The organism is Arthrobacter sp. 10N44_2 (assembly GCF_056394385.1).
Genome location: NZ_JBFTHT010000017.1, coordinates 15,501 through 39,836, shown reverse-complemented (window position 1 = coordinate 39,836; position 24,336 = coordinate 15,501). Strand labels below are relative to the sequence as shown.

The 24,336-nt window shown below is 67.5% G+C and carries 20 protein-coding genes and 1 pseudogene; 10 read left to right on the top strand and 11 right to left on the bottom strand.

The window, feature by feature from the left end:
- Positions 1-2: 2 nt before the first annotated feature.
- Together AC1DBX_RS16345 and AC1DBX_RS16340 are read right to left on the bottom strand one after the other, a co-directional pair.
- Positions 3-989, bottom strand: coding sequence for an ABC transporter permease (locus AC1DBX_RS16345; protein WP_028277582.1), 987 nt, complete (start codon positions 987-989; stop codon positions 3-5).
- Between the two features lie 357 nt (positions 990-1,346).
- Complete coding sequence (locus AC1DBX_RS16340; protein ID WP_476851440.1) at positions 1,347-1,979, bottom strand: TetR/AcrR family transcriptional regulator; 633 nt, start codon at positions 1,977-1,979, stop codon at positions 1,347-1,349.
- A 126-nt stretch (positions 1,980-2,105) separates the two neighbouring features.
- Between AC1DBX_RS16340 and AC1DBX_RS16335 the strand changes: the two genes are divergently transcribed.
- From AC1DBX_RS16335 to AC1DBX_RS16325, 3 genes are all read left to right on the top strand, one after another.
- Positions 2,106-2,669 (top strand): NAD(P)H-dependent oxidoreductase, encoded by a 564-nt coding sequence (locus AC1DBX_RS16335; RefSeq protein WP_018775397.1) that lies wholly within the window; start codon positions 2,106-2,108, stop codon positions 2,667-2,669.
- 164 nt (positions 2,670-2,833) lie between these two features.
- A complete protein-coding gene (locus AC1DBX_RS16330) occupies positions 2,834-4,126 on the top strand; it encodes an aminotransferase-like domain-containing protein (protein ID WP_476932233.1) in 1,293 nt (430 codons plus the stop codon).
- A gap of 106 nt (positions 4,127-4,232) precedes the next feature.
- Complete coding sequence (locus AC1DBX_RS16325; RefSeq protein WP_223914942.1) at positions 4,233-4,661, top strand: universal stress protein; 429 nt, start codon at positions 4,233-4,235, stop codon at positions 4,659-4,661.
- A gap of 4 nt (positions 4,662-4,665) precedes the next feature.
- Here the strand turns inward: AC1DBX_RS16325 and AC1DBX_RS16320 are convergent, their stop codons facing one another.
- Positions 4,666-6,309: an AMP-binding protein gene (locus AC1DBX_RS16320; RefSeq protein WP_476932232.1), complete on the bottom strand. Its 1,644-nt coding sequence runs from the start codon at positions 6,307-6,309 to the stop codon at positions 4,666-4,668.
- A gap of 256 nt (positions 6,310-6,565) precedes the next feature.
- Here AC1DBX_RS16320 and AC1DBX_RS16315 point away from each other — a divergent pair, with 256 nt between their 5' ends.
- Positions 6,566-6,904, top strand: a complete 339-nt coding sequence (locus AC1DBX_RS16315; RefSeq protein ID WP_476932231.1) for a hypothetical protein — start codon at positions 6,566-6,568, stop codon at positions 6,902-6,904.
- Positions 6,905-7,020: 116 nt separating this feature from the next.
- Here AC1DBX_RS16315 and AC1DBX_RS16310 read toward each other — a convergent pair whose 3' ends face one another.
- From AC1DBX_RS16310 to AC1DBX_RS16295, 4 genes are all read right to left on the bottom strand, one after another.
- A complete protein-coding gene (locus tag AC1DBX_RS16310; RefSeq protein WP_476932230.1) occupies positions 7,021-8,562 on the bottom strand; it encodes a dihydrolipoamide acetyltransferase family protein in 1,542 nt (513 codons plus the stop codon).
- A 9-nt stretch (positions 8,563-8,571) separates the two neighbouring features.
- Positions 8,572-9,552: an alpha-ketoacid dehydrogenase subunit beta gene (locus AC1DBX_RS16305; RefSeq protein WP_090582226.1), complete on the bottom strand. Its 981-nt coding sequence runs from the start codon at positions 9,550-9,552 to the stop codon at positions 8,572-8,574.
- Complete coding sequence (pdhA, locus tag AC1DBX_RS16300) at positions 9,552-10,817, bottom strand: pyruvate dehydrogenase (acetyl-transferring) E1 component subunit alpha (RefSeq protein WP_476857696.1); 1,266 nt, start codon at positions 10,815-10,817, stop codon at positions 9,552-9,554. Before pdhA ends, AC1DBX_RS16305 begins: the two co-directional genes overlap by 1 nt.
- Positions 10,818-10,964: 147 nt before the next feature.
- Positions 10,965-12,083 carry a histidinol-phosphate transaminase gene (locus tag AC1DBX_RS16295; RefSeq protein WP_223914937.1) on the bottom strand — a complete coding sequence of 373 codons (1,119 nt, stop codon included), beginning with the start codon at positions 12,081-12,083 and terminating at the stop codon, positions 10,965-10,967.
- Between the two features lie 128 nt (positions 12,084-12,211).
- Between AC1DBX_RS16295 and AC1DBX_RS16290 the strand changes: the two genes are divergently transcribed.
- Positions 12,212-12,598, top strand: a complete 387-nt coding sequence (locus AC1DBX_RS16290; protein WP_028277592.1) for a phage holin family protein — start codon at positions 12,212-12,214, stop codon at positions 12,596-12,598.
- Here AC1DBX_RS16290 and AC1DBX_RS16285 read toward each other — a convergent pair.
- Both AC1DBX_RS16285 and AC1DBX_RS16280 read right to left on the bottom strand, forming a co-directional pair.
- Positions 12,549-14,003, bottom strand: coding sequence for a hypothetical protein (locus AC1DBX_RS16285; protein ID WP_476932229.1), 1,455 nt, complete (start codon positions 14,001-14,003; stop codon positions 12,549-12,551). The two genes, AC1DBX_RS16290 and AC1DBX_RS16285, sit on opposite strands and share 50 nt — an antisense overlap.
- Positions 14,003-14,302 carry a hypothetical protein gene (locus AC1DBX_RS16280; RefSeq protein WP_476857693.1) on the bottom strand — a complete coding sequence of 100 codons (300 nt, stop codon included), beginning with the start codon at positions 14,300-14,302 and terminating at the stop codon, positions 14,003-14,005. Before AC1DBX_RS16280 ends, AC1DBX_RS16285 begins: the two co-directional genes overlap by 1 nt.
- 283 nt (positions 14,303-14,585) lie before the next feature.
- Here AC1DBX_RS16280 and purB point away from each other — a divergent pair, with 283 nt between their 5' ends.
- The 5 genes from purB to AC1DBX_RS16255 all read left to right on the top strand — a co-directional run bounded on the left by purB (position 14,586) and on the right by AC1DBX_RS16255 (position 22,878).
- Positions 14,586-16,028 carry an adenylosuccinate lyase gene (gene purB / locus AC1DBX_RS16275; RefSeq protein WP_476851431.1) on the top strand — a complete coding sequence of 481 codons (1,443 nt, stop codon included), beginning with the start codon at positions 14,586-14,588 and terminating at the stop codon, positions 16,026-16,028.
- Positions 16,025-16,696, top strand: coding sequence for a histidine phosphatase family protein (locus AC1DBX_RS16270; RefSeq protein ID WP_476851430.1), 672 nt, complete (start codon positions 16,025-16,027; stop codon positions 16,694-16,696). The genes purB and AC1DBX_RS16270 overlap by 4 nt, the downstream gene beginning before the upstream one ends.
- A 156-nt stretch (positions 16,697-16,852) precedes the next feature.
- Positions 16,853-21,709: an NAD-glutamate dehydrogenase gene (locus AC1DBX_RS16265; RefSeq protein ID WP_476932228.1), complete on the top strand. Its 4,857-nt coding sequence runs from the start codon at positions 16,853-16,855 to the stop codon at positions 21,707-21,709.
- A 160-nt stretch (positions 21,710-21,869) separates the two neighbouring features.
- Complete coding sequence (locus tag AC1DBX_RS16260) at positions 21,870-22,373, top strand: GNAT family N-acetyltransferase (RefSeq protein WP_043436378.1); 504 nt, start codon at positions 21,870-21,872, stop codon at positions 22,371-22,373.
- Positions 22,374-22,443: 70 nt separating this feature from the next.
- A complete protein-coding gene (locus AC1DBX_RS16255) occupies positions 22,444-22,878 on the top strand; it encodes an acyl-CoA thioesterase (protein WP_079555099.1) in 435 nt (144 codons plus the stop codon).
- Here AC1DBX_RS16255 and AC1DBX_RS16250 read toward each other — a convergent pair.
- A pseudogene (locus AC1DBX_RS16250) lies at positions 22,817-23,871 on the bottom strand (FAD-dependent monooxygenase). The gene AC1DBX_RS16255 and the pseudogene AC1DBX_RS16250 overlap by 62 nt on opposite strands.
- A gap of 44 nt (positions 23,872-23,915) precedes the next feature.
- Positions 23,916-24,308, bottom strand: coding sequence for a nuclear transport factor 2 family protein (locus tag AC1DBX_RS16245; RefSeq protein ID WP_230008143.1), 393 nt, complete (start codon positions 24,306-24,308; stop codon positions 23,916-23,918).
- Positions 24,309-24,336: the final 28 nt, after the last annotated feature.

Sequence of the window (24,336 nt, the reverse complement as noted above, 5' to 3'; positions counted from 1 at the left end):
GATTACTGCACCCGCACTCTCGGGTCCACGAGCGTGGTGGCGAAGTCGGCGAGGATCGCTCCGACCGCGAAGATGACGGAGCCGTAGGCGAGGGTCGCGGTGGCCGCGTTGACGTCCTGCAGGGCAATTGAGTCGATGGACCAGGACCCGACGCCGTGCCAGGCGAAGATTTTCTCGGCGAAGAAGCCGCCGGCGAAGATGGCCGGGATGGTGAACGCAATGCTCTGCGCCACGGGGATGAAGGACACCCGCAGGGCGTGCCGGCTGATGGCCTGGTTGCGGGTCAGGCCCTTGGCCCGCGCCGTCCTGACGAAGTCGGCGTTGACGTTGTCCAGCAGATACTGGCGCTGGGCGATCTGGTACGCGCCCCAGCCCACAATCGTGATGGCGAACGTGGGCACGGCGTAGTGGGCGAGCATGTCGACGAACTGGGCCCAGCCGTCGCCGTCCAGACCCGGGGTGGAGATGCCGGTGACAAAGAAGACCCGCTCCCCGACCGACTCGTTGATGTTGATGGCGCCCAGCTGCACCAGGAAGTAGGCGATCGGTGCGGGGACGATGTACATGAGGTAGCTGTACGAGGTGATGGCCCGGTCCGAGGCCTTGTACTGGCGGGCCGCGGTGAAGACGCCGAGGGCGACGCCGATCACGAGGGTCAGGATGATCGAGGCCAGGAAGAGCCGGGTTGAGATCCAGACCCGGTCGCCGAACTCGGCGTTGATGAAGGCACCGTTGGGGCTCCGTCCCCAGTCCCAGCGGGTGAGAATGGCGGTGAGCCAGTCGACGTAGCGCTCCCACGGGTTGAGGGTGGGATCGAGCCCCTTGAGCCGGAAGGAATTGACCACCTGCTCGGGCGTGGGCCGCGGAATCCGCTCCTGCTCAAGCAGCGCCGGCTGCAGCGTGCTCACAGCCAGGAGATAGCCGGCACTGGTGGTCAGGAAGATCATGAAGACATACGTGAGCGCACGTTTGGCGAGATATCGAAGCATGGAGCGGCTAGTTCTGGATCGCCGTTGCCTGAGCAGATCCGTGCGTCACGGCTGCGGCCGCACGGGCGGGCCCGCCTGTGCCAGGGACAAGATTATTCACAACGTCGATCCTTCCGTCGTCCCCATCCGGCAGCGGGTTCCGCAGCCGGTTCGGGAGTATGGGCCAGCTGGTTTCCGGCCGCCCGCATGCCTTGCGGCTGAGCCCTTGTGGGCTATGTTGCGGGTCACATTCCAGAGGAAGCTATCACATTAGCCGGGCTCCGCCGGGCTCTCACGGGCCGCGACACGGCGGCTTCGCTACAGATCGTTATGAATAACTCCGTGGAATGGATTTGGACCACGGAACCGGCTGCGCCGCTAGGAGCCGCACACTACGCGCGTGACAAGCTCCCGCCAGGTGTCCGCAAGGCGCTCCGGCGCAATCCCGTGCACGCCGACGGAATGAAGCAGCAGTTCCGGCTCCAGCGACGCCCCGAGGGCCGACGCCATGACCCACGGGTCCGCCGTCACGCCGGCTTCGCGCAGCAGCATCTCGAGATGACGGCGCCAGAGGACGGCCGGCGGGACATCGAACCTGTTGTAGACCGAGGCGTCGGCGGCCCGCGCCAGCTCCCCGAATTCCAGGATCCAGTCAATGCGGGCGGCGCCCACGGCGATCAGCCGCTCCAGGGGCGGCGCGCCGGGACCTACCGGGGGCGGACCAAACATGAACCGGCCCTGGAATTCGGCCTCGGCGTCGCTAAGGAGCGCCATCATCAGCCCGGCACGGCTGCCGAACCGCCGGAAGACCGTCCCTTTTCCAACTCCGGCGCGCTGCGCCAGCCGGTCCATGGTGAGGGCGTCGGCGCTGGATTCCTCAACGATTTCCCGGGCGGCGCAGAGCAGGAGCTCCCTGTTGCGCATCGCGTCGCTGCGCGCTGATTCTGCGGCGGGCGCGACGGGGCGCCCTGCCCCGGACTGGGCACCGGGACGGATCGGAATGAGGCTCACACCGCTGATTCTAGCGCCCCGGAATATAACCGGACCGCAGTCCGTTTAGGATGGGTGAAGGCCCCCAAAGCCTCACGATCCACCAGCCGCCGGAATCACCCCGCGGCGTGATGCACAGGAGTACACATGTCCAAGAAGACCATCCTCACTCTCGTCGGCAGCCTTCGCGCCGGCTCCACCAACCTGCAGCTGGCCGAGGCCATCGCGCTCAACGCCCCGGAACAGGTGGACGTGGTCATTCACGAGAGCCTGGGCAACATCCCCTTCTACAACGAGGACATCGACGTCGAAGGCCAGGTGCCCGCGGCCGCCGCCGCCCTGCGGGCCGCCGCCAACGAGGCCGACACCATCCTGCTGGTCACGCCGGAGCATAACGGCACCGTCCCGGCATCGCTGAAGAACGCCATCGACTGGCTGTCCCGCCCCTTCGGCGCAGGCGCCCTGTCCGGCAAGCCCACCGCGGTTGTCGGAACCGCCTTTGGCCAGTTCGGCGGCGTATGGGCCCAGGACGAGGCCCGCAAGGCCGTCGGCATCGCCGGCGCCCAGGTCCTCGAAAACGTCAAGCTGGCAGTCCCGGGCTCGATGGTCCGCTTCGCCGAGGTTCACCCCAAGGACGACGCCGAAGTTGTCGAGCAGATCAAGGGCGTGTTCGACGCGCTGGCCGAGGCTCCCGCTGCGGAAGCGGCGTAAGCTACCGCACCCCGCACTCCGCTCCAGATACCTCCCGGGCCCCCCGGCAGCACACGGCTGCCGGGGGCCTCGGGTCGCCCGGAGCAGCCCGGTCGCTTTCGGCCCGGGCATCATTTGGAAACAATCGTTTCCCCCAAGACAACACGGGTAGTATCCTTGGGTTTGTGACCCACGAAACACTTGATGCCGCCGCAGCAGTACTTCCGGCCGAGGCCATTGACGCAATCGAACGTGCGGCTACGTCCGCCCACCGCCACGAGATCCTGTTCTCGGAGCGCGCAGCAAATATCAAGCAGTCGGCGGTCCGGGATGTCTTCGACATCTCGATGCGCCCCGGGCTCGTTTCCCTCGCCGGGGGCAGCCCCTACCTGCAGTCCCTGCCGCTGGAACGCCTGGGCCAGACCGCCGCGAAGATCATCGCCGAGCAGGGGATGACCGCCCTGCAGTACGGCGGCGGCCAAGGCACTGAAGAGCTCCGCATCCAGATCTGCGAGGTCATGGCGGCAGAGGGGATCCTGGACGCCGACCCCGCGAACATCGTCATCACGGCCGGCTCGCAGTCCGCGCAGGATGTGGCCACCAAGGTTTTCTGCAATCCGGGCGACGTGGTCCTCGTCGAGGACCCCACCTATGTCGGGGCCCTCAACACCTTCGAGGCCTACCAGGTGGAGGTCGAAACGGTGCCGATGGACGGTGAGGGCATCATCCCTGATCTGCTGGAGGCAAAGATCGCCGCCCTCCAGACCGCGGGCAAGAACGTCAAGTTCCTCTACACCATTCCCAGCTTCAACAACCCGTCCGGCATCACCCTGTCCGCGGAACGCCGGCAATCCGTGGTGGATATATGCCGTCGCGCGAATATTCTGGTGCTGGAGGACAACCCCTACGGCCTGCTCCGCTTCGACGGCAAGCCGCTCATCCCCCTGCGGGCGGCCAACCCGGATGACGTCATCTACATGGGGTCCTTTTCCAAGATCTTCGCCCCGGGCCTGCGGATCGGCTGGGCCCTGGTCCCGGCCCACCTGCAGCGCAGGTACTACCTGGCGTCGGAGGCCGTCACCCTGTGCCCGCCGACGCTGAACCAGATGCTGGTGTCGGCCTATCTGCGCGACTACGACTGGCGCGGCCAGATCGAGACGTATCGGGTGCTGTACCAGGAACGTTGCGAGGCAATGCTGGCCGCCTTGGCCGACTACATGCCGGAGGGACTGACCTGGACGCGCCCCGAGGGCGGCTTCTTCGTGTGGGTTACGCTGCCCGACGGCGTGGATACTTACCCGCTGCTGAGGAAGGCCATCGACGCCGGCGTCGTCTTCATTCCGGGAGCGGCCTTTACAAACTCGGACGACCCGTCGAACAAGATCCGGCTGGCGTTCAGCGCGGTGCCGCCCGAATCGATCCGCGAGGGTGTGCGGCGGCTCGCGCCGGTCCTGCGGGAAGCCCTGGCCGCCCTGTAGCGTGAACACCGGCAGGATCCATGCGGGGCCTCGACTGGGGCGCGCTGGGGCCAGTTGATCGGCCAGGCACACTAAACAGCATTACTCGTTGAAAGAGGAGCGGTCCATGACCGGAATAATCGTTGTCGGCGTCGACGGCAGTGAAACTGCACTGCGGGCGGCGCACACCGCGCGCGACCTCGCAGTTTCCGTGGGGGCGACACTTCATGTGGTCAGCGCCTTTGACAGCGACAAGACACAGGTCTTCGGCAGCGGCAGTGACCAGTGGATCGTTTCCGACGCCGGCAACGCGGAAACGGTTGCGCGCTCGGTCGCGGAAGGCCTGCGCCGCCCGGACATCACCGTCACCTACGCCGCCGCGCGGGGCAAGCCGGCCGAGGCCCTGATCCGGGAAGCCGAACGGACCAGTGCCTTGATGATCGTGGTCGGCAACCGGCGCATGAGCGGAATCGGCCGGGTCTTGGGGAGCGTTGCGAACAGCGTGGCCCACAACGCCCCCTGTGACGTCTACATCGCCAAGACCGACGCCGACTGAGGCGCTACCGCTGCTTCGGTGCCGCTGCTGGCACGGCGGCTTGGCCGGTGTCTGAGCCTGCAGACCCAAGCATCCGCCGCAGGATCTTTCCTGAGGCGGATTTCGGCACGGCGTCGATGAACTCAACCTGTCGGATTTTCTTGAACGGCGCCACCCGGGCCGCCACGAAGTCCATGACGCCCGCCAGGTCCAAGGCATCGCCGTCCGCGCCCGGCTGGCGGACCACGAACGCCTTGGGCACTTCCTGGCCGTCGGCGTCGAGGGAGCCGACCACCGCGGAGTCGGCGATGCCGGGGTGGGTGAGGAGCAGCGCCTCCAGTTCCGCCGGGGCGATCTGGTAGCCGTTGTACTTGATCAGTTCCTTGAGCCGGTCCACGACCGTCACCACCCCGTCCGCCCGCACCGTGGCGATGTCCCCGGTGCGCAGGAAGCCGTCCGCGTCCAGGGTGTCCGCGGTTTCCTGCGGCCGGTTGAGGTAGCCGAGCATCACATTCGGCCCGCGGCACAACAGGTGCCCCGGCGCGCTGGTCCCTTCCGCGGGAACCGGGATCTCCTCCCCCGTGGCCGGGTCCACGAGGCGGCACTGCATGTTCGGCACCGTGTACCCCACGGAACTGACGGGGGCCCTGAGCCCATCGCGACTTTGGCGCGGAATGAGGTGCGATACCGGGCTCATCTCGGTCATGCCGTAGCCCTGCAGGACCTGGCAGCCGAGGCGTTCGGCCAGGCGCTTGCCAAGTTCGCCGTCCAGCGGCGCCGCACCGGAAAGGGTGGTGTGCACCGAGCCGAGGTCGTACTCGGCAACGAGCGGGTGCTTGGACAGCGCCACGGCCACGGGAGGCGCGATGAACAGGTAGCTGCACCGGTGGTCCTGGATGATCCGCAGGAACTCGGGCAGGTCGAACCGGGGCATGGTCACAAGCCTTGCCCGCTGGCGCAGCGCGAGGTTCAGCAGCACGGTCAGCCCGTAGATGTGGAAAAACGGGAGCAGCGCCAGGACCCGGTCTTCGGGGCCGACGTCGAGCAGACCCCTGGCCTGTTCCACGTTGGCGACCAGGTTGCGGTGGCTGAGCATGACCCCCTTCGGCCGGCCGGTGGTGCCGGAGGAGTAGGGCAGCACGGCCACATGCGTGGCGGGATCGAACGAGACGCGGGGTGCCGGTGCGCCCATGGCGAGCAAGTCGGCCAGCGAGGGATGGCCGTCGGCGCCGTCGAGCACCACGAGCCGTGAGGCAGGGATCCCGGTCCTTTCGGCGGCCTCCCGGGCGGCCGGCAGCAGCGCCGATACGGTGAAGAGCCAGTCCGCGCCGGCGTCGGTGAGCTGGGTGGCGATCTCGTCGGCCGTGTACAGGGCGTTGATGGTGGTGACCGTTGCGCCTGCCCGGAGCAGGCCGTGGAAGACGGTCGCAAAGGCGGGGACGTTGGGACACAGGATGGCGGCCACGCCGTGCACGCCCAGGCCCTGGGCGGCGACGGCACCGGCGAGGGCGTCGATCTGCCCGCGCAGCGCCCGGTAGGTGGTCTCCGCACCGCTGGCGCCATCGACGACGGCGATCCGGTCCAGGTCCTCCTCTGCCAGAGCGCCGAAGAGGTAGTCGTAAATGCCGAGGTTGGGAACATCGACGTCGGGGTACGGGCTTGAAAACACGCAACATCTCCTTTGATCCGCTTCCGCCCGGGCTGTCGGCGGCTGGTGCCACTCTAGTGCCGGGCGTAGCCGCGGGACAGGAGGGCGCGGACTTGGCTGTGTCCGGTCGTGGCCGTGTCCGGACTTGATGAGGATCACCCTTTGTCGTGGGCAGCCTCACCGCCCAGCGGGCCGCCCGGCGCGGACCGGCTCAGTAAAATGGGAGGTGCCCTGCGATGGTGCGGACGTCCGAGAACCCACCTACCAAGGGAGCCCCATGATCACTCTTCAGCGCCGCCAGCTGGTTGGCCACGACATCCTGCTGGCCCGGCACGGCAACCACATCAGCGCCATGCGCGTGGACCGCAGTGCCGGTCGCGTTGTCGCGTTCCTGGACGACGGATCGACGGACAGCGCACCCAACCTGATTGCCCCGGGACTGCGCATGCCCGACACCTTGCGCAGCGTGTTCCGGGAGGACTGGAAGTTCCTGACGGGAATCAGCGCGTGCTGCGCGGGGCTCGCGGGCCTGATGTTTGCCGCCTCGGCCGCCCTCGCCGGCATGAGCGGCGATCCCGCGCTGGTCCAGATCCTGACCGCATACTCGGGAAACTGAGCGGCCCGGGCCAGGCTGGCCACTGAGAAACCCCAACACTGAGAAACCCCGCCGCTGAAAGGTTCAGCGGCGGGGTTCTGCGGTTTCGCGGCCGGTTTCGTGGCCGGTTTCGCCGGCTAGTCCAGCAGCAGGGCCGGCTCTTCCAGGATGGCGGCGACGTCGGCCATGAAGCGGGCCGAAAGGTCGCCGTCCACCACGCGGTGGTCGAAGGAGCCGCCGAGGGTGGTGATCCAACGCGGAATGACTTCGCCGTCCAGGACCCAAGGCTTTTGCTTGATGGTGCCGAACGCCACGATGGCGACCTCGCCAGGGTTGATGATCGGCGTTCCGGTGTCGATCCCGAGGGCGCCGATGTTGGTCACGGTGAGCGTGCCGCCGCGCATCTGGGCAGGCTGGGTCTTGCCGGCCCGCGCAGTCGTGGCGAGCTCGTTCAGGGCCAGGGCCAGTTGCTTGAGCGAGAGGTCCTGGGCGTTCTTGATGTTCGGCACCATCAGCCCGCGGGGCGTGGCGGCCGCGATGCCCAGGTTCATGAAGTGCTTGACGTGGATCTCCGCGGAATCGCTGCCGTCCGGGTTGTCCACCCACGTTGCGTTGACACTCGGGTTTCGCGCCGCGGCCCAAATGACCGCCTTGGCCAGGATCAGCAGCGGGGAGACCTTGATGCCTTCGAAGTCGCGGGAGGCCTTGAGGCGTTTGACGAATTCCATGGTGCGGCTGGCATCGACGTCGACAAAGATGCTGACGTGCGGCGCGGCAAACGCGGATTCGACCATGGCCTTCGCGGTGGCTTTGCGGACTCCCTTGACCGGGATCCGCTCGATCCGCTGGTCCTGCGGGCGGCCGGACTTGCCCCAGAACGAGTCCGCCTTGTCCACCTCGGCGTCCCGCTGGGCCTGGTAGCTCACCAGGTCCTCGCGGGTCACTTCACCGCGGGCGCCGGTAGGCACGACATCGGCCAGGTTGATCCCGAGGTCCCGGGCGATCTTGCGGACCGGCGGCTTGGCCAGCACCTTGCCGACCAGGCCGCTGATGGCACCGCCGAAGGTGGGGCGCGCCTCAACGGAGCCGGCCGGGCCCGCGGCCGCGTCGGCAGGGCGGCTGGCCGCGTCCGGGTTGATCCATATGTCGTGGGCCTCCACCCCCACCTGCTCCACCACCGGGGCGGCAGCGCCGGTGGCTGCCGCGGCGGACGGGGCGTCGTGGCCGGCTGCCGCAGGGGCGGAAATCCGCCGCCGGCGCTTGACGGCGTCGGCCTTGGGACCGGAGCCCACGAGCGGCCCGCCGGCCGGGCGCCCGGCTGGTTCGCCGGCGTCGGAGTCATCAGCCGGAAGCGTGCCGTACATGGGCGCGGCGGCAGCCTGCTCCTGGGCTACAGGCGCCGGGGCGGGTGCCGCAGCGGCCGGCGCCGGGGCGTCGACGGCGTCGCTCACGCTGATGATCGGCGTGCCGACATCCACCGTGACTCCCTCGGGCACCAGCAGTTCCGTGACGGTCCCGGCGAACGGTGAGGGCAGCTCCACCAGGGATTTGGCCGTCTCGATCTCGCACAGGACGTCGTTTACGGCCACGGTATCGCCGACCTTGACCTTCCAGGCGACGATTTCGGCCTCCGTCAGCCCTTCGCCGACGTCGGGAAGGTTGAACTTGTTGAGCGTCATGGGTCCTCGTCAGTACGCCAGGGCGCGGTCGAGCGCCTCAAGGATGCGGTCGATGTCCGGCAGGTAGTCTTCTTCGACCTTGGCCACGGGATAGGGCATGTGGAATCCCCCGACGCGGATGACGGGGGCCTCCAGTGAATGGAACGCCCGCTCACTGATCCGCGCGGCGATTTCGCCGCCGATGCCGCCGAATGTGGGGGCCTCGTGGGCCACGATCAGCCGGCCGGTTTTCCGGACCGAGGCCGTGACGGTGTCGAAGTCGATCGGCGAGATGGAACGGAGGTCGATCACCTCGACGCTGTGGCCGTCCTCGGCGGCGGCCTCGGCCGCTGCGAGGGCCACGGGCACCAGCGGGCCGTAGACGACGACGGTCGCGTCGGTGCCCTCGCGGAGCACATGCGCCTTGAAGGGGTCAGCGGACGCGCCCGGGGTCTCGGTGTCGACCTCGCCCTTGAGCCAGTAGCGGCGCTTGGGCTCGAAGACGATCACGGGATCCTGGCAGTCGACGGCCTGCTGGATCATCCAGTAGGCATCGTGCGGATTGGAGGGGGTGATGATGCGCAGCCCGGCTGTGTGGGCGAACAGTGCCTCCGGCGATTCGGAGTGGTGTTCAATGGAGCCGATGCCGCCGCCGTACGGGATCCGGATGACGACGGGAACGGTCAGATTGCCGTTGCTGCGCGAGTGCATCTTGGCCAGCTGGGTGGTGATCTGGTTGAACCCCGGGAACACGAAACCGTCGAACTGGATCTCGCAGACCGGCTGGTAGCCGCGCAGGGAGAGGCCGATCGCGGTGCCGATAATGCCGGATTCGGCCAGCGGGGTATCCACCACGCGGTCGGCGCCGAATTCGGCGATCAGCCCGTCGGTGACCCGGTAGACGCCGCCAAGGGCCCCGATGTCCTCGCCCATCAGCAGCGAGCGGGGGTTGTTGTTCAACGTGGCCCGCAGGCCCTCATTGATGGCTTTCGCAATGGTCATGGTGGTCATCAGCGGGCCGCCCTGTCTGTCTCGGCTGTGCGTGCCTCATCGGCGGACGCCTCATCGGCGAACCCTGCGCTGTATTCCTCGAACCAGGCCAGTTCCTCGGCCACCAGCGGGTGGGCCTCCACATAGGTGTTGGCGAAGGCGGTCCGGATGTCCGGGGTTTCGAGGTCGTGGGTGGTCTTGCGGACATAGGCGGCGAGCTCGTCGCCGTCGGCCTTGACCTGCTCGAAGAAGCTGTCATCCGCGAGGCCCTGGGCCCGGAGATACTTCTCCAGCCGCGCCAGCGGGTCCTTGGCACGCCAGAGGCCTTCTTCGGCGGATGCGCGGTATTTGGTGGGGTCATCGGCCGTGGTGTGCGCCCCGACCCGGTAGGTGAACGCCTCGATCAGTACGGGACCATGGCCCTCGCGGGCCCGCTCCAGCGCCCATTCCGTGACGGCGTGGACGGCGATCACGTCATTGCCGTCCACCCTGATGCCGGGGAAGCCGTAACCTTTGGCGCGGTTGGCGAGCGGGATGCGGGTCTGCACGGAGCTTGGCACGGAGATGGCCCAGTGGTTGTTCTGGCAGAAGAAGACCACGGGCGCCTGGTAGGAAGCGGCGAACACCATGGATTCATGGACGTCCCCTTCGGAGCTGGCGCCGTCGCCGAAATACACCATGACGGCGGCGTTCGGCTCCACGGCCTGTCCCGCCTCACCGCTGGCGACGGCGTTGGCGGCCGCCAGTTTCTGGTCCCGCTGGATGCCCATGGCGTACCCGACGGCGTGCGGGGTCTGGGCGGCCAGGACCAGCGTGTAGAGGTGGAAGTTCGTGTCCTTCGGGTTCCAGCCGCCGTTGGAGACGCCCCGGAACTGGCGCAGCAGCTCGGCCAGGTCCACGTTCCGCGTCAGGGCCACGCCGTGCTCGCGGTAGGTGGGGAAGATGTAGTCCTGCGGCTGGCTGGCCCGTCCGGAGCCGATCTGGGCGGCTTCCTGTCCGGTGAGCGGGACCCACAGGGCCAGCTGGCCCTGCCGCTGCAGGGCGGTGGCCTCCACGTCGAAGCGGCGGATCTTGGCCATATCCGCGTAGAAGCCGCGCAGGGTGCCCGGGTCCAGCTTCTCGGCGTATTTTGAGAAAACCGGGTCCGAGCCCAGGGTGCCGTCCGGGTCCAGCAACTGCACCATCGGCTCGGCCGGGGCACCCAGTTGGGCCTCGGCCTCCGCTTCGAGCTGGTCATCCATCCCGGTTCCGTCGAACTCGGTAGAGGGCAGATGTGTGGCGCCCATACCGTCTCCTTGCTTGCCGCATCCGAATGCGCCGCAATCGCTGGGATATATGCCGGACCAGGAATACATTCCAGGTCCGGCATATATTTTGGCTTACTGGTCCTTACTTTATCCGCACGGGGCGGCCTGAGCGCGCAGTGTTAAGCGCTAGGAACGCCGCGGCGGTTTTGTATAGATCGCACAGAGCTCCAGGAAACGGGTGTTGGCTTCCGTTTCGCCGATGCTGACCCGGACGCCCTCGTTGCCGAAGGCCCGTACGGACAGCGCCCGTTCCGCCGCCAGGGCGGCAAATTCCGCGCTGTTTTCGCCCAGATTGAGCCAGACAAAGTTGCCCTGGGCCTCCGGGACGAACCACCCGAGCTCACGCAGTCCCGCCGTGACCCTGTCCCGTTCGTCCACCAGGCTTTGTACCCTTTCTACAACATCGGCGAAGTGCTCGAGCGACGTCACGGCTGCCGTTTCCGCGATCTGGGACACGGCGAAGGGGGTGGCACTGACGCGCAGGTGCTGCGTCAGTTCGGGCCTGGAGACGCTGTAGCCCACGCGGAGTCCGGCGAGGCCGTGCGCTTTTGAGAAGGTCCGCAGGACGACGACGTTGGGGTACTTGCGGTACATGGCGATGCCGTCCACGGCGTCGCCGGCGCGCACGAATTCCTGGTAGGCCTCGTCAATGACCACCACGACGTCGGCCGGAACGGCATGGATGAAGCGCTCCGTTTCTTCGGCCGTCAGGATGGGTCCGGTGGGGTTGTTGGGCGTGCACAGCAGGATCATCCGGGTCCGCGCAGTCACTGCGGCGGCCATGGCGTCCAGGTCATGCCGCCCGTCGGATGTCAGCGGGATCCGGACGCTCTCGGCGCCGGCCAGTCCGACGCAGATCGGGTAGGCCTCGAACGAGCGCCAGGCGTAGATGACCTCGTCGGCCTTGCCGTCGTCGTTCTGGCCGGCGAAGGTGGTCAGCAGCTGGTTCAGGGCGCCCAGGCTGCCGGCGCCCGTGACGATGTCCTCGGCGGGAACATCCAGGAAGCGGGCGAGCGCTTCACGCAGCCTGCTGCTGAGCGGATCGGGGTAGCGGTTGAAATCGGTCTGCGCCGCGATGGCCTGCTGCACTGCAGGGATCGGGGGCAACGGGTTCTCGTTGGAGGACAACTTGTAGCTGGTCAGGCCTTCCACGGGAACGGGGGGTTTTCCGGCCGCGTAGCGGGGGAGGAGGTCTACCACCGGACGGGGCCTGATGCCCCCGGCCGGATTCTCTGATGAAGTCATGCCAACTAGCCTACTTCGGGTCGCTGCCGCAGTTGCGGGAGCCGATTGCTGTCCGTAGGGGATAACCGTTGCTGACATGGGGAATATGGTCCCTGCCGTCGCCGCCGGGCGTATGACAGCATGGGGCCATGCGCTCAATCATCGTACGAGTCATCATCAACGGACTGGCCCTTGCAATCGCCTGCTGGATCCTCACCGGGCTGGATATTTCCACCCAGAGTGACGGCACCATCAGCATCATCTTGGGCTACCTGTTCATCGGCTTGATCTTCGGTCTGGTCAATGCCTTCGTCAAGCCCATTGTCAGCCTCCTCTCGCTGCCGATCACTATCCTCACCCTGGGCCTGTTCACCGTGGTCATCAACGCCGCGATGCTCTACCTGACGTCCTGGATCAGCAGCTACACAACTGTGCACTTCACCATCGACTCGTTCTTCTGGACTGCCGTGTTCGCCGCCATCATCATCAGTCTGGTGTCCCTCGTGGCGAGCTTCCTTCCTGCCCTCGATCGTTAGAAGCGCCCGTGCCGCGCGGCGTGCCCGAAGTGGTTGCGGGCGTTGCCCGCGGTTCCGGCCGGGCCTCGCGCCGGAGCGAGAACCTGGTCACCGACGCCGCCCCGCCGGTCCCCACCACTGCGGCCAGTGCCGCGGTGGAGTCCTGCAGGGTGTTGTCCCGGCTCGCGGAGACGAGCGCGGCCCCGTCAGCGTAATTCTCCAACCGGTGCCCGGGACCCAGGCCGAAATCCTGTGGCGGCGGCACCGCCAGCGGGTTGGTGAGGGTCACGGTCACCCGGTCCCTGGTGTCCGGGTTCGCCAGTCCGTCCGCCCCCGGCACCCAGTCCTGCTCATGTTCGAGGTGCAGGCTGCGGATCCCCGGCGCGGGGCTGATCCCGCCCACCGGCGAGCCCGCGGTCAGCACGAACTTGAGGTCGTACTCGGCCAGGACAGCACGGTCCTTGCTGAGATTCATCGCGTGGATCCCGCCCTGGCTGTAGCCGACGGCCACGAGCTGATCCCCGGCCTCGGCCCCGGCCTGCCGCAACGCCTCCCTGATGGCCTGCGCCGTCGACGCCGAGTCATAGCCCAGGGCCTCGGCGATTCCGGCGGGGTCAAAGGGGTTGGTTCCTTCCGGCAGGGCGCCCTGCTGGGTTCCGGGGATGATCACCACCCACGCGGGCCGGGATTCGCCGTCGACCTCGATAACCTCGATCCGGCCGCCTTGCTCTCCCACTGCCCCGGCCCGCCGCAGCAGCCCGGCCGGTGAGAGGTCGACGTCGGCCGTAAACGTCTCCCGGCCCACGATGCTGACGGGGCGGGGCTTGAGGAACACGAGCCCCGGCGCTTCCGAGGCGTCCCGCACCAGGCGGCGGACGTCAGCGGGCCCGGCCAGGGCGCTGGCCACGGCGGCCAAAGGCCAGGGCAGGCCAAGCAGCACGGCGAGATTCCGGGGCGCCATGGCGACCCAGCCTTCAACAGTGCCGCGCACCCCGGGCAGGGCGAAGGGCTCCGGTGCTGCGCCGTACTCGGAGCCGTGCAGTCCCATCCGCAGCAGCAGTGCATTCCGGGCTTCGGCATATTCATATTCGCGGTGACTGGCGCGGACGTCGTCGCCGATCCGCTGAAGCTGGGACCGGACGCGTCCGACCTCCCGGCCGGCCTCCCCCACAGCGATGATGGCGTTGCTGCCGCTGGTGTAGGAGTCGGACTGGTAGGGAAAGAGTGCGCGCCGGACGGTGTCGGCCTCAACCTCAACCGATTGCAGCTGCCGCACCAGCCCGTCCAGCGCCGCGGCACCCGCCAGCAGCTCCTCAAACTGGAAGCTCACCCCGCCGATTCCGCCCCGTATGAGCAGGCTGCCGTCGCGCGGCGGCGCGGAAACCCCGGGGCCGCCGCCGGAGCCCGCCGGAGTCGACTCGGCCATCAGGGTCCCATCTGGTCCGTGGGCTGCGCCACGTTCCGGGCATGCCGGAGCACCACGGCAACAGCATCGAGCAGCGCATCCCGGCTTCGGTGCAGCGCCGCCGCGTGCAGGGACAAGGCCACACGGTAGGCGCGGCCGGCCGGTGACTGCCACGACTGCAGCTCAAGGCGGGCGAGGGCGGCGAGCACCGCATCAGCCTCATCGGCGCACCGCGCAACGCGCGCAGCAAACTGCTGGACTTCATAACTGCGCGAAGCGCACTCAAGGGCGTCGGCGGCCGTCACGCCAAGAACCGCCATGTCCTGCACCGCCACACTGCGCGCCGCACTGCCCGCCGGTCCCGGTGCTATCCCGTTGACCGGCCTCATCCCGGCCTCACCCCGGCCTCATCCCAGTGACCTGCCTCATCCAGCTGCCCATGAACCGACGCTAGCGGGGCGGCCTGTGCCCGCTGAAGAGAGCCGCCCGGCTATGTGGACAACGTCCGGACCGCCATGCGCTGCCAGCCGGCAATGTCATCCGGCAATGTCATAAGGACGGGGGCGCTTAAGGCCCGGCGGCACTTCGTGAAAGAATCGCCATATGCCTGAAACTGCCGCCACAGCTGATACCCGCACGCCGTCCGGACGCCTGGCCCTCGCCGCGTCCGACCACCAGATCGCGCTCGGCCCGCTGGATGGCCGCTACCAGTCCGCCGTCGCGCCGCTGGTCGACTACCTTTCCGAGGCTGCCCTGAACCGCGACCGCGTGGCTGTGGAGGTCGAGTGGCTGATCCACCTGACCGGCAACAGCGTCCTGCCCGGGGCCGGACCGCTCACGGCGGAACAACAGGAGCAACTGCGTGCGATCGTCACGGAGTTCGACGCCGCCTCCGTCACCGAACTCGCCGAGATCGAGGCCGTTACGGTCCACGATGTCAAGGCCGTGGAGTACTACATCGGCCGCCGCCTGCCCGGCATCGGAATCGATCACCTGACCGCCATGGTGCACTTCGGCTGCACCTCGGAAGACATCAACAACCTCTCCTACGCCCTGGGCATCAAGGGGGCCGTGGAGGACGTGTGGCTGCCTGCGGCCCGCGCCCTCGTCGGCCAGATCAGCGCCATGGCCGGGGACAACCGCGCCGTGCCGATGCTCTCCCGCACCCACGGCCAGCCCGCCACGCCCACCACGCTGGGCAAGGAACTGGCAGTCATCGCGCACCGGCTCAACCGGCAGCTGGACCGGATCGCCCGCACCGAATACCTCGGCAAGATCAACGGCGCCACCGGCACCTACGCCGCCCACGTCGCGTCCGTCCCGGGCGCCGACTGGGAGCACGTCGCCAAGGGCTTCGTCGAAGGCCTCGGCCTGACCTGGAACCCGCTGACCACGCAGATCGAAAGCCATGACTGGCAGGCCGAACTCTATGCCGACGTCGCGCGTTTCAACCGCATCCTGCACAACGTCTGCACCGACATCTGGAGCTACATCTCGATCGGGTACTTTGTGCAGATCCCGGTGGCAGGCGCCACGGGCTCCTCAACCATGCCGCACAAGGTGAACCCGATCCGTTTCGAAAACGCCGAGGCCAACCTCGAGATCTCCTCCGGCCTGCTGGACGTCCTCGGCTCCACCCTGGTCACCTCCCGCTGGCAGCGCGATCTCACCGACTCCTCCTCGCAGCGCAACATCGGTGTGGCGTTCGGCCACTCGCTGCTCGCCATCTCCAACGTTGCCAAGGGCCTGGACCGGCTCAAGGTTGCCGAGGACGTGCTGGCCGCGGACCTGGACACCAACTGGGAAGTCCTCGGCGAGGCCATCCAGATGGTCATGCGCGCCGAGGCCATCGCCGGCGTCGACGGCATGGAAAACCCGTACGAACGGCTCAAGGACCTGACCCGCGGACAGCGCGTGGATGCCGCCCGGATGCAGGAATTCGTTCAGAGCCTCGGCCTGTCCGCCGACGCCGAAGCCCGCCTGCTGGCGCTGACCCCGGGCAAGTACACGGGCATCGCGGACCAGCTGGTGGATCACCTCAAATGAGGCTTCTGCTCATCCGGCACGGCCAGACGCCCGGCAATGTGCTGGGCCAGCTGGACACGGCGCACCCGGGGCCCGGGCTGACCGAACTCGGCGAGCGTCAGGCCGAGACGTTGTCCCGCGCCTTGGCGAACGAGCGGATCCTTGCCCTGTACGCCTCCACCCTGGTTCGGACGCAGATCACAGCGGCACCGCTCGCCCGGGTGCACGGGCTGGAAACCGAGGTGCTGGAGGGCCTTCACGAGATCGAGGCCGGGTCGCTGGAAAAGCGCACCGACCACGAATCGCACAAGCAGTACATCGGCACCATTTTTTCGTGGGCGGACGGGGAGCTGGACCGCCGGATGCCTGCCGGTCCCAGCGGCCGGGACTTCTTTGAGCGCTACGACGCCGCGATCGCCAAAATAGCGGGACGGACAAACGGGGCGGGGGGCTCAGGATCCGTGGCCGTGGTCAGCCACGGCGCAGCCATCCGGGTGTGGGCCGGCCTGCGGGCGGACAACATCGAACCGGACTTTGCCATCAGGCACGTGCTGGACAACACCGGAATCGTGGCGCTGGAAGGCGATCCCGCCAACGGCTGGGAACTCATCCACTGGGACGACAGTCCCGTGGGCGGACTGGCACTGGCGGATCCGACGGCGGAGGATCCCACCGGCCGTCCGGCGTAGCGGGCCCGTCCGTCCCCGGCGGGCGAACAGGCCGTCCCTGCGGGGCGTACCGGGTCTGGACTGCTCACGGGAACGCGGCGATGATGAAGACAGGCGTGGGGACAGGATGGTCGGCCGCGGCATGCGGTTGAGCCCGCGCAGTGGAGGCGCAGGGGCATGTCACGCAAATCGGTACACCCGGGGCATGCGCCCGGCCACGTTTTCCCTGGCTTCGATGACCAGTTCCTCGCGGCGTACTACGAGCACGCTGCGCCGGAGGACCTCCAAGGCTACAGTCCAGAAAACCTGGAGCAGCGCTCCAGGCACCATGCGGAACTAGCGGACGGCCGTCCGGCAGGCACGGCGGCCGTCGACATCCTGAACGAAAGCGACGCCAGCGTCCTGCTGGTGGTTGCCGACGCCATTCCGCACCTGATCCATTCGCTTACTGCGGAGCTGGCCCGCCAAAACGAGTCCATTCGGTTACTGGTGCATCCCAATTTCCTGGTGCGGCGGGATCCGCGGACTGATCGGTTGGTGGAAGTACGGCATGGGTCCTCGCAGTCCGGACCGACGGGCCCAATTGCCGGCGTCCCGGGCGCCGCGGCGACCGGCACCATCCAGGCCCCGCCGGGGTGGAGATCAGAAACGTGGGTGGCGGCAGAGATAGGCCGCCTGCCGGGGTCACGGGCCATTGTGGAGCTCACCGCCAACGTGCGGCGTGTCCTGGCGGACGTCCAATTGGTCGCTGATGACACCCCAGCCATCCACGCCCGTCTCGCCCGCACCATCAACTCCCTGGACCTGCTGCCCGCCGGCACGGTTCCGGCTCCGGAGCAGCTCGGTGAGCTCCTGGGCTGGCTGGACCGCGGCAACTTCATGTTTCTGGGATACAGCGAATATGAATACTCGACGGCTGAGGGCCCGGATGTTGTGTCGTTGCTGCCCGGCGCGGGGCTGGGCCTGCTCAGGGACGGGCGGCCGGAGGCCCGCCAGCCTGTTACGGGGCTGCCCCATTCGCAGGTCCTCACCATCTCCATTTCGGATCTGAGATCATCTGTCCCCCGCCCGGCTTACTTGGATGAAATCCTCGTCCGGACCTTCGGTAGCGCCGGGAAGGCCACGGGAGAAGTCAGGTTTGTGGGCCTTTTCGCCCCGGGTGCCACGGGCCGGTCCGTGCGGCGCATCCCGGTCATCCGGGACAAGGTACGCGCCATCCAGGAGCGCTTCGGCTTCACCGAGGCCTCCCACCCTGGCAAGCAGCTCCTCACGGTCCTCGAGTCCTTCCCCCTGGACGAGCTGTTCCACCGGGACCTGGATGAACTTTCCGGGCTTGCCCGAGAGATTCTGCGCCTGCAGGCCCACCACCAGACACGGGTGTTCCTGCGCGCTGACAGCTACGGGCGCTTCATGACCGCGCTGGTGTTCCTCCCCCGGGCCAGGTACAGCACGGCCGTCCGCCTCCGGATTGAACACGAGCTTAAACAGGCTTTCGGGTCCTCCTCGCTCGAGTTCGAAGTCAGGCTTAGTGAATCCCCGATGGCCCGCGTGTTCTTCCGGATACTGTTGCCCGCCGGCGGGATGCCCGACGTCGATCCCGCTGAAGTGGAGCGGAGCATTGTCAGCGCAACGCGGACCTGGGCCCAGGGCCTGGACGAAGCGCTCCGTGACAGGTTGCCGTCGGCGGAGGCCAGCCGGTTGTCGGCGCTGTGGTCCGCCGCCTTCCCGGCCAGCTACCGGGCTGATTTCGAGGTCGAGGACGCGGTCGAGGACATCACTACGTTTGAGCGGTTCGATCTCGACGGCACGGGCGGGCGACCGCTGAACGATCCTCAGCTGGCCGTTTATGTCCGCACCGACGCCTCCCCGACGCTGGCCGAAGACGCACGGATCCGGCTTTACCTGACCACCGCCCACAGCCTGACGCGGATCCTGCCGTTCTTCCACAACCTCGGACTGGAGGTGCTGAACCAACGGCCCTTCGATGTGGTGCGCGGGAGGGACCGGGCCTTGTTCCTCTATGACCTTGGCGTCCGCTACCCGGCCGGCGTGGATCCGTCCCGCACCAGCGGGCTGCTGGGGGATGCCTTCGGAGCTGCCATGCGTGGGGACTCAGAATCGGACCGCTTTGACGGCCTCGTCCTCCGGGAGGGCATCGAATGGCGCCAGGCGGCAATCCTGCGCAGCTATGCCAAGTACCTGCAGCAATTGGGCACAACGACCTCCTACGGCTTCATGGCCGATACCCTGCTGGTCAATGTCCGGGCAACCCACGCGCTCCTGGCATTGTTCAGGGCCAAGTTCGATCCCGAGCTGGAGGCGGCACGCCGGTTCGGGGACACCGACGCGGCTCGGAGGGATCTGCTGGCCGCGATCGACGACATTCCCGTCCTCGACGCCGACCGGCTGCTGCGCACCTTCATGAACCTGGTGGAATCCACGCTCCGCACTAACTACTTCCAAGCGAAGCCCCACCTGAGTTTCAAACTGAACCCTTCCGCGATCGCGGGTGCCCCGCTTCCCCGTCCCAAATACGAAATCTGGGTGTACTCGCCCCGCGTGGAAGGCGTCCACCTGCGCTTCGGGGCACTGGCCCGGGGCGGGCTGCGCTGGTCCGACCGGAGCGAGGATTTCCGCACCGAGGTCCTTGGCCTGGTCAAGGCGCAGAACGTGAAGAACTCGGTGATAGTGCCAACCGGCGCCAAGGGCGGTTTCTATCCCAAACAGTTGCCGGACCCGGCCATGGACCGCGACGCCTGGCTGACGGAGGGCCTGGAATGCTACCGGACCTTCGTCCGCGGGCTGCTGGACATCACCGACAACCTGGTCACCACCGCCCACGGCGAAACAGTGGTGCCTCCGGCGCGAGTGGTGCGGCACGACGTCGACGACTATTACCTCGTGGTGGCGGCGGACAAGGGAACAGCGTCATTTTCGGACGCTGCGAACGCGGTGGCAGCGGAGTACGGCTTCTGGCTGGGGGATGCCTTCGCGTCCGGCGGGACCGTGGGCTATGACCATAAGCAGATGGGCATCACGGCCCGCGGGGCCTGGGAATCGGTGAAACAGCATTTCCGCGAACTCGGGATGGACTGCCAGACAGAGGACTTCACAGTTGCCGGCATCGGCGATATGGGCGGCGACGTCTTTGGGAACGGGATGCTCCTCTCCCGCCACATCCGGCTGGTGGCGGCTTTCGATCACCGCCACATCTTTCTTGACCCGGCGCCGGATGCGGGGGCCTCGTTCGAGGAACGGCGGCGGCTCTTTGCCCTCCCCCGCTCATCTTGGGCGGACTACGATCCAGCACTGATCAGCGAGGGCGGTGGTGTCCATTCCCGCCGGGCCAAGTCCATCAGCATCACTGAACAGGTCAGGAGCTCTCTGGGCCTGGAACCGGGCACCGTGTCCCTGCCGCCACACGCTCTGCTTCAGGCCATCCTCCGGGCGCCCGTGGACCTGCTGTACAACGGCGGCATCGGAACTTACATCAAGGCCTCATCAGAGGCCAACACCGGGGTTGGCGACAAGGCGAACGACCCCGTCAGGGTCAACGGCAATGAGGTGCGGGCGAAGATCATCGCCGAGGGCGGGAACCTCGGAATCACGCAGCTCGGACGGATCGAGGCCGCCCTGGCAGGCGTCCTGCTCAATACCGACGCCATCGATAATTCAGCCGGCGTGGACTGCTCGGATCATGAAGTAAACATCAAGATCTTCGTGGACCGGATGATCGCGGCGGGAAAGATGCCGTCGCCGGAACGCGCCGGCTTCCTGCATTCCCTCACGGACGAGGTGGCCCGCCTTGTGCTGGCCAACAACGCGGACCAGAATGTCCTGCTCTTCAACGACCGGCACCTGGTGCGGGAATGGAGCCCGGGCTTCGAACGGACCATGGACTGGCTCGAGAACGCCACGGACCTTGACCGCAAGCTGGAGGGCCTGCCAAGCAACGAACAACTCAGGGAACGGCTGCGGTCAGGTGAGGGCCTGACCGCGCCGGAACTGTCGGTGCTGGCCGCCTACGCAAAGATCGAACTGGCAGCGGAGCTCAACGCCAGCGACCTTGCCGATGACCCGTGGTTCCGGCGCGTGCTCCGCGGCTATTTTCCACGCCAGCTGTCCGAACGCTTTGAAGCAGAGCTGGCGGACCACCCGCTGCGCCGCCAGATCGTGTGCACAGTGGTGGCCAACGACATGATCAATCTCGGCGGAATCACCTTCGCCTTCCGTGCCATCGAGGAAACCACTGCCACCGCCGCCGCCGTTGCCAGGGCCTTTGTGGTGGCGCGCGAGGCCTACGACCTGCCGTGGATCGTCACCCGGCTGGCCGCACTCCCCGCCGGATATCCCACCGAACACGTCGCCGAGGCGACGCTGCACATGCGCCGGATCCTCGACCGGGCCACGCGATGGTACGTGACGCATGACCATCGCGACCAGCCCGTGGCCGCGGCCTTGGACAGGATCATGCCCACCCTGGAACTGCTGCGGACCCGAACATTGGACTACCTCCGCGGCTCCGACCTGGACCGTGTGGAAGACAGAGTCACGCACTGGGCCGCCGTGGGGATGCCCCGGGAGCTGGGCCTGCGCGCCTCGGACCTGTTGGAGAGTTTCGGATTGCTGGACATCTCCCTGATCTCCGAACAGGTGCGCGAACCCATCCCCACTATTGCTGACCTGTACTACGCGGTGTTCCAGCGCATCGGCGCCGCGAACCTGCTGCTCAGCATCACCGACCTGCCCCGGCAGAGCCGCTGGGAGTCTCTCGCGCGGGCAGCCCTGCGCGACGATGTGTATTCCGCCGTAGCCGACATGACCGTCTCGGTAATGGCGACAACCCAGGGCCTGAATGCCACCGACTCCGGCACGTCCGATGCCGTGGAGCGCATCGTGGCCTGGGAACGCGGGCACCAGGAGCAGCTGGCACGGATCAAGGACACCTTCGCGGAAGTGACCAAACCGGGCCAAGTGGATATCGCCTCGATCTCCGTGGCGCTGAAACTCCTGCGGACACTGGTGCGCCGCTAGGCTGTGGCCGTCGCCACGGCGACCCGGAAAGTCGAGCCGGAAGCCGCAACTGCACTGCCATCCGCCCACAGTTCTCGCGACGCTTACCGGCAGGAAACACAGCCGAAACCGCTGGTGCCTAGCCTTGGACTGCATAACACTTCGGCGAATCGAGGCAGTGATGCAGACCAACCCGCGGCTCAACATCCGTCAGGTCACTTGGGCGAACCCCGTCGGCGCGGACCTGAGGGCAGCCCAGCAGGCGGAACTCGAGGCCCGCTTCGGCCGGCCCGACCACGAACCCGGCCCGCCGCCGTCGGAAGCGGACACGGCGGTGTTCCTGGTGGCGCACGACAAAGCCTCAGGCCAGCCGGTGGGCTGCGGCGGCCTTCGCATGCTGGACGCCACCACCGCTGAAATCAAACGCCTCTACGTACTGCCCTACACCCGTGGCTCAGGAGTGGCGAGCTCCATCCTCGCGGCCCTCGAAGCCCACGCCCACGCGCTGGGAATCACCACCCTGACTGCGGAGGCCGGCTCGGTGCAGACCGACGGCCGGCAGTTCTACGAGAACTCGGGCTTCGTTTCCGTGCCGAACTTTGGGCCTTATGTCGGCCTGGTGCACTCGTACTGCTACGCGAAGCCGATCGATTCGCACAGCGCCGCGCACACCGCCATGGCGTGAGGCCGCGCGCCTCCCCGGGCCGGCTGCGTCACACAACGCCGCCGGTCACGGAGTCGGCTAACCTCGCACTATGGAATCGGCCGACATCACCTTCCGTACCCGCAAATGGGTGCGGCCCGAGGACCTCAACGCCAACGGCACCCTGTTCGGCGGGAGCCTGCTGAAGTGGATCGACGAGGAGGCGGCCATCTACGCCATCCTGCAGCTGGGCAACGGCCGGGCCGTCACCAAATACATCTCCGAAATCAACTTTGTCAGCTCCGCGGTCCAGGGCGACCTGATCGAAATGGGCCTAACCGCGACCCGTTTCGGCCGGACATCGCTGACCATGCGGGCCGAAGTCCGGAACATGATCACGCGCCGCAGCATCCTCACCATTGATGAGATCGTCTTCGTGAACCTGAGCCCGTCCGGCAAGCCAGAGCCGCACGGCTATACCGAGATCACCTACGACCGGGACCGGATTCCAACGCACCATCTGACCGAGACCCTGGACCAGGACTAGCCAAGCCCAGCAGCGCGTCCCGCACAGGCTGGCCCCGCTCCGCCAGGGCCAGCCGCATCACGGCCGACGACGCCCACCGCAACGCCTGCGTGCGGAGGTGGCGCGCCCGGTTGTAGGCGCCCAGCGCCCCTCGTCCACGGGCCGGGTATTGAGCAGCGCCGCGAGGGTCACGGCATCGACCAGCGCCTCGCAGGCACCCCGGCCAAGGTTGGGTGTCATCGCGTGGGCGGCATCCCCGAGGAGTGCCACCCGGGCGCGGACATAGCTGCCAAGCGGCGGCGTCGTCCAGATCCGCTGCACCAGGGTTGTTTCCGGTTCCGCAGCGGCCAGGACGTCGCGGATGCCCGGGGCGTAGCCTGCGTAGCGGGCGCGGGTTTCCGCCAGGACCGCGGCGACGTCGAGGCTTCCGTGTCCCGCCCCGGAGCGGAACGCCGCGTACCAGTTGGTCCCGGCCGCCGCGGGACCAATCCCGAAGAGCTGCCCGCGGCCCCAGTATTCGCCCGTGTGCCCCCGCCACAGCGATCCGGGAACCACGCCGCGGACCGCGAGGTAGCGGGTGTACCGGGCACCGGAGCGGGCACCCCAGCAGCTGCGGCGCACCGCGCTGTGGACACCGTCAGCGCCCACCACGAGGCCGGCAGGACCGGGACGGACGACGTCGAGGCGGCCGGACACCCGGCGCACGCTGGCCGGGACTGCACCGTCGAGGAGCCGGACGAGATCAACCCGGGAGACGCCGATCAGCCCCGTCGCCTGCGCTGATGTCCATGCCCTGCCGGAGGCCGCCCGGACGGTCATGCCGTCGATCACCGGGCTGGCCTCCCTGACGGCGTCCAGGATGCCCAAATCGCCGAGGGCGCGCTGGGCCGCGGGCCACATGGCCAAGGATGTCCCCACGGTCGGGAGCCCGCACCGCTGTTCTGTGACCGTGACCTCGAAACGCGCGGGATCCAGCCGGGCTGCAAGAGCCAGCCCGGCGATGCCGCCGCCGATGATGGAAACAGCCTGCGGGCGGGGCCGATCAGGCGGTTGTTCGGTCAGGTCCAGAAGTCGTCTGCCTTGGCCGTGTCCTCGAAGAACTCCCGCCCTTCCGCGATCTGTCCGTCGCGAACCACGAACGTGATGACGGTAGGCATGTCCAGGGTTTTGCCGTTGGCTTCCCCGTGGGTTTGCTGGATCGCGACCGTGTGGTTTTCCCCGCCGACGATGTCCTCGACGTTGGCTTGGAAGTGACCTTGGGTGCGCGCGCCCAGTTCACCGAAGTACGCCAGAATCGCGTCGCGGCCCTGTTTGGTTCCGGATAGCACGCCGCTTCCGGCAACGTGCCAGACTGCGTCCTCCGCGAACAGGTCGCTGAGGGTCGCCATATCCCCTGCGTTGAAGGCCGTGTAACCCCGCCGGACCAGTTCAACATTCTCTTCGGTTCCCATGATCGGACACCTCTCCGTCATCCTTGTC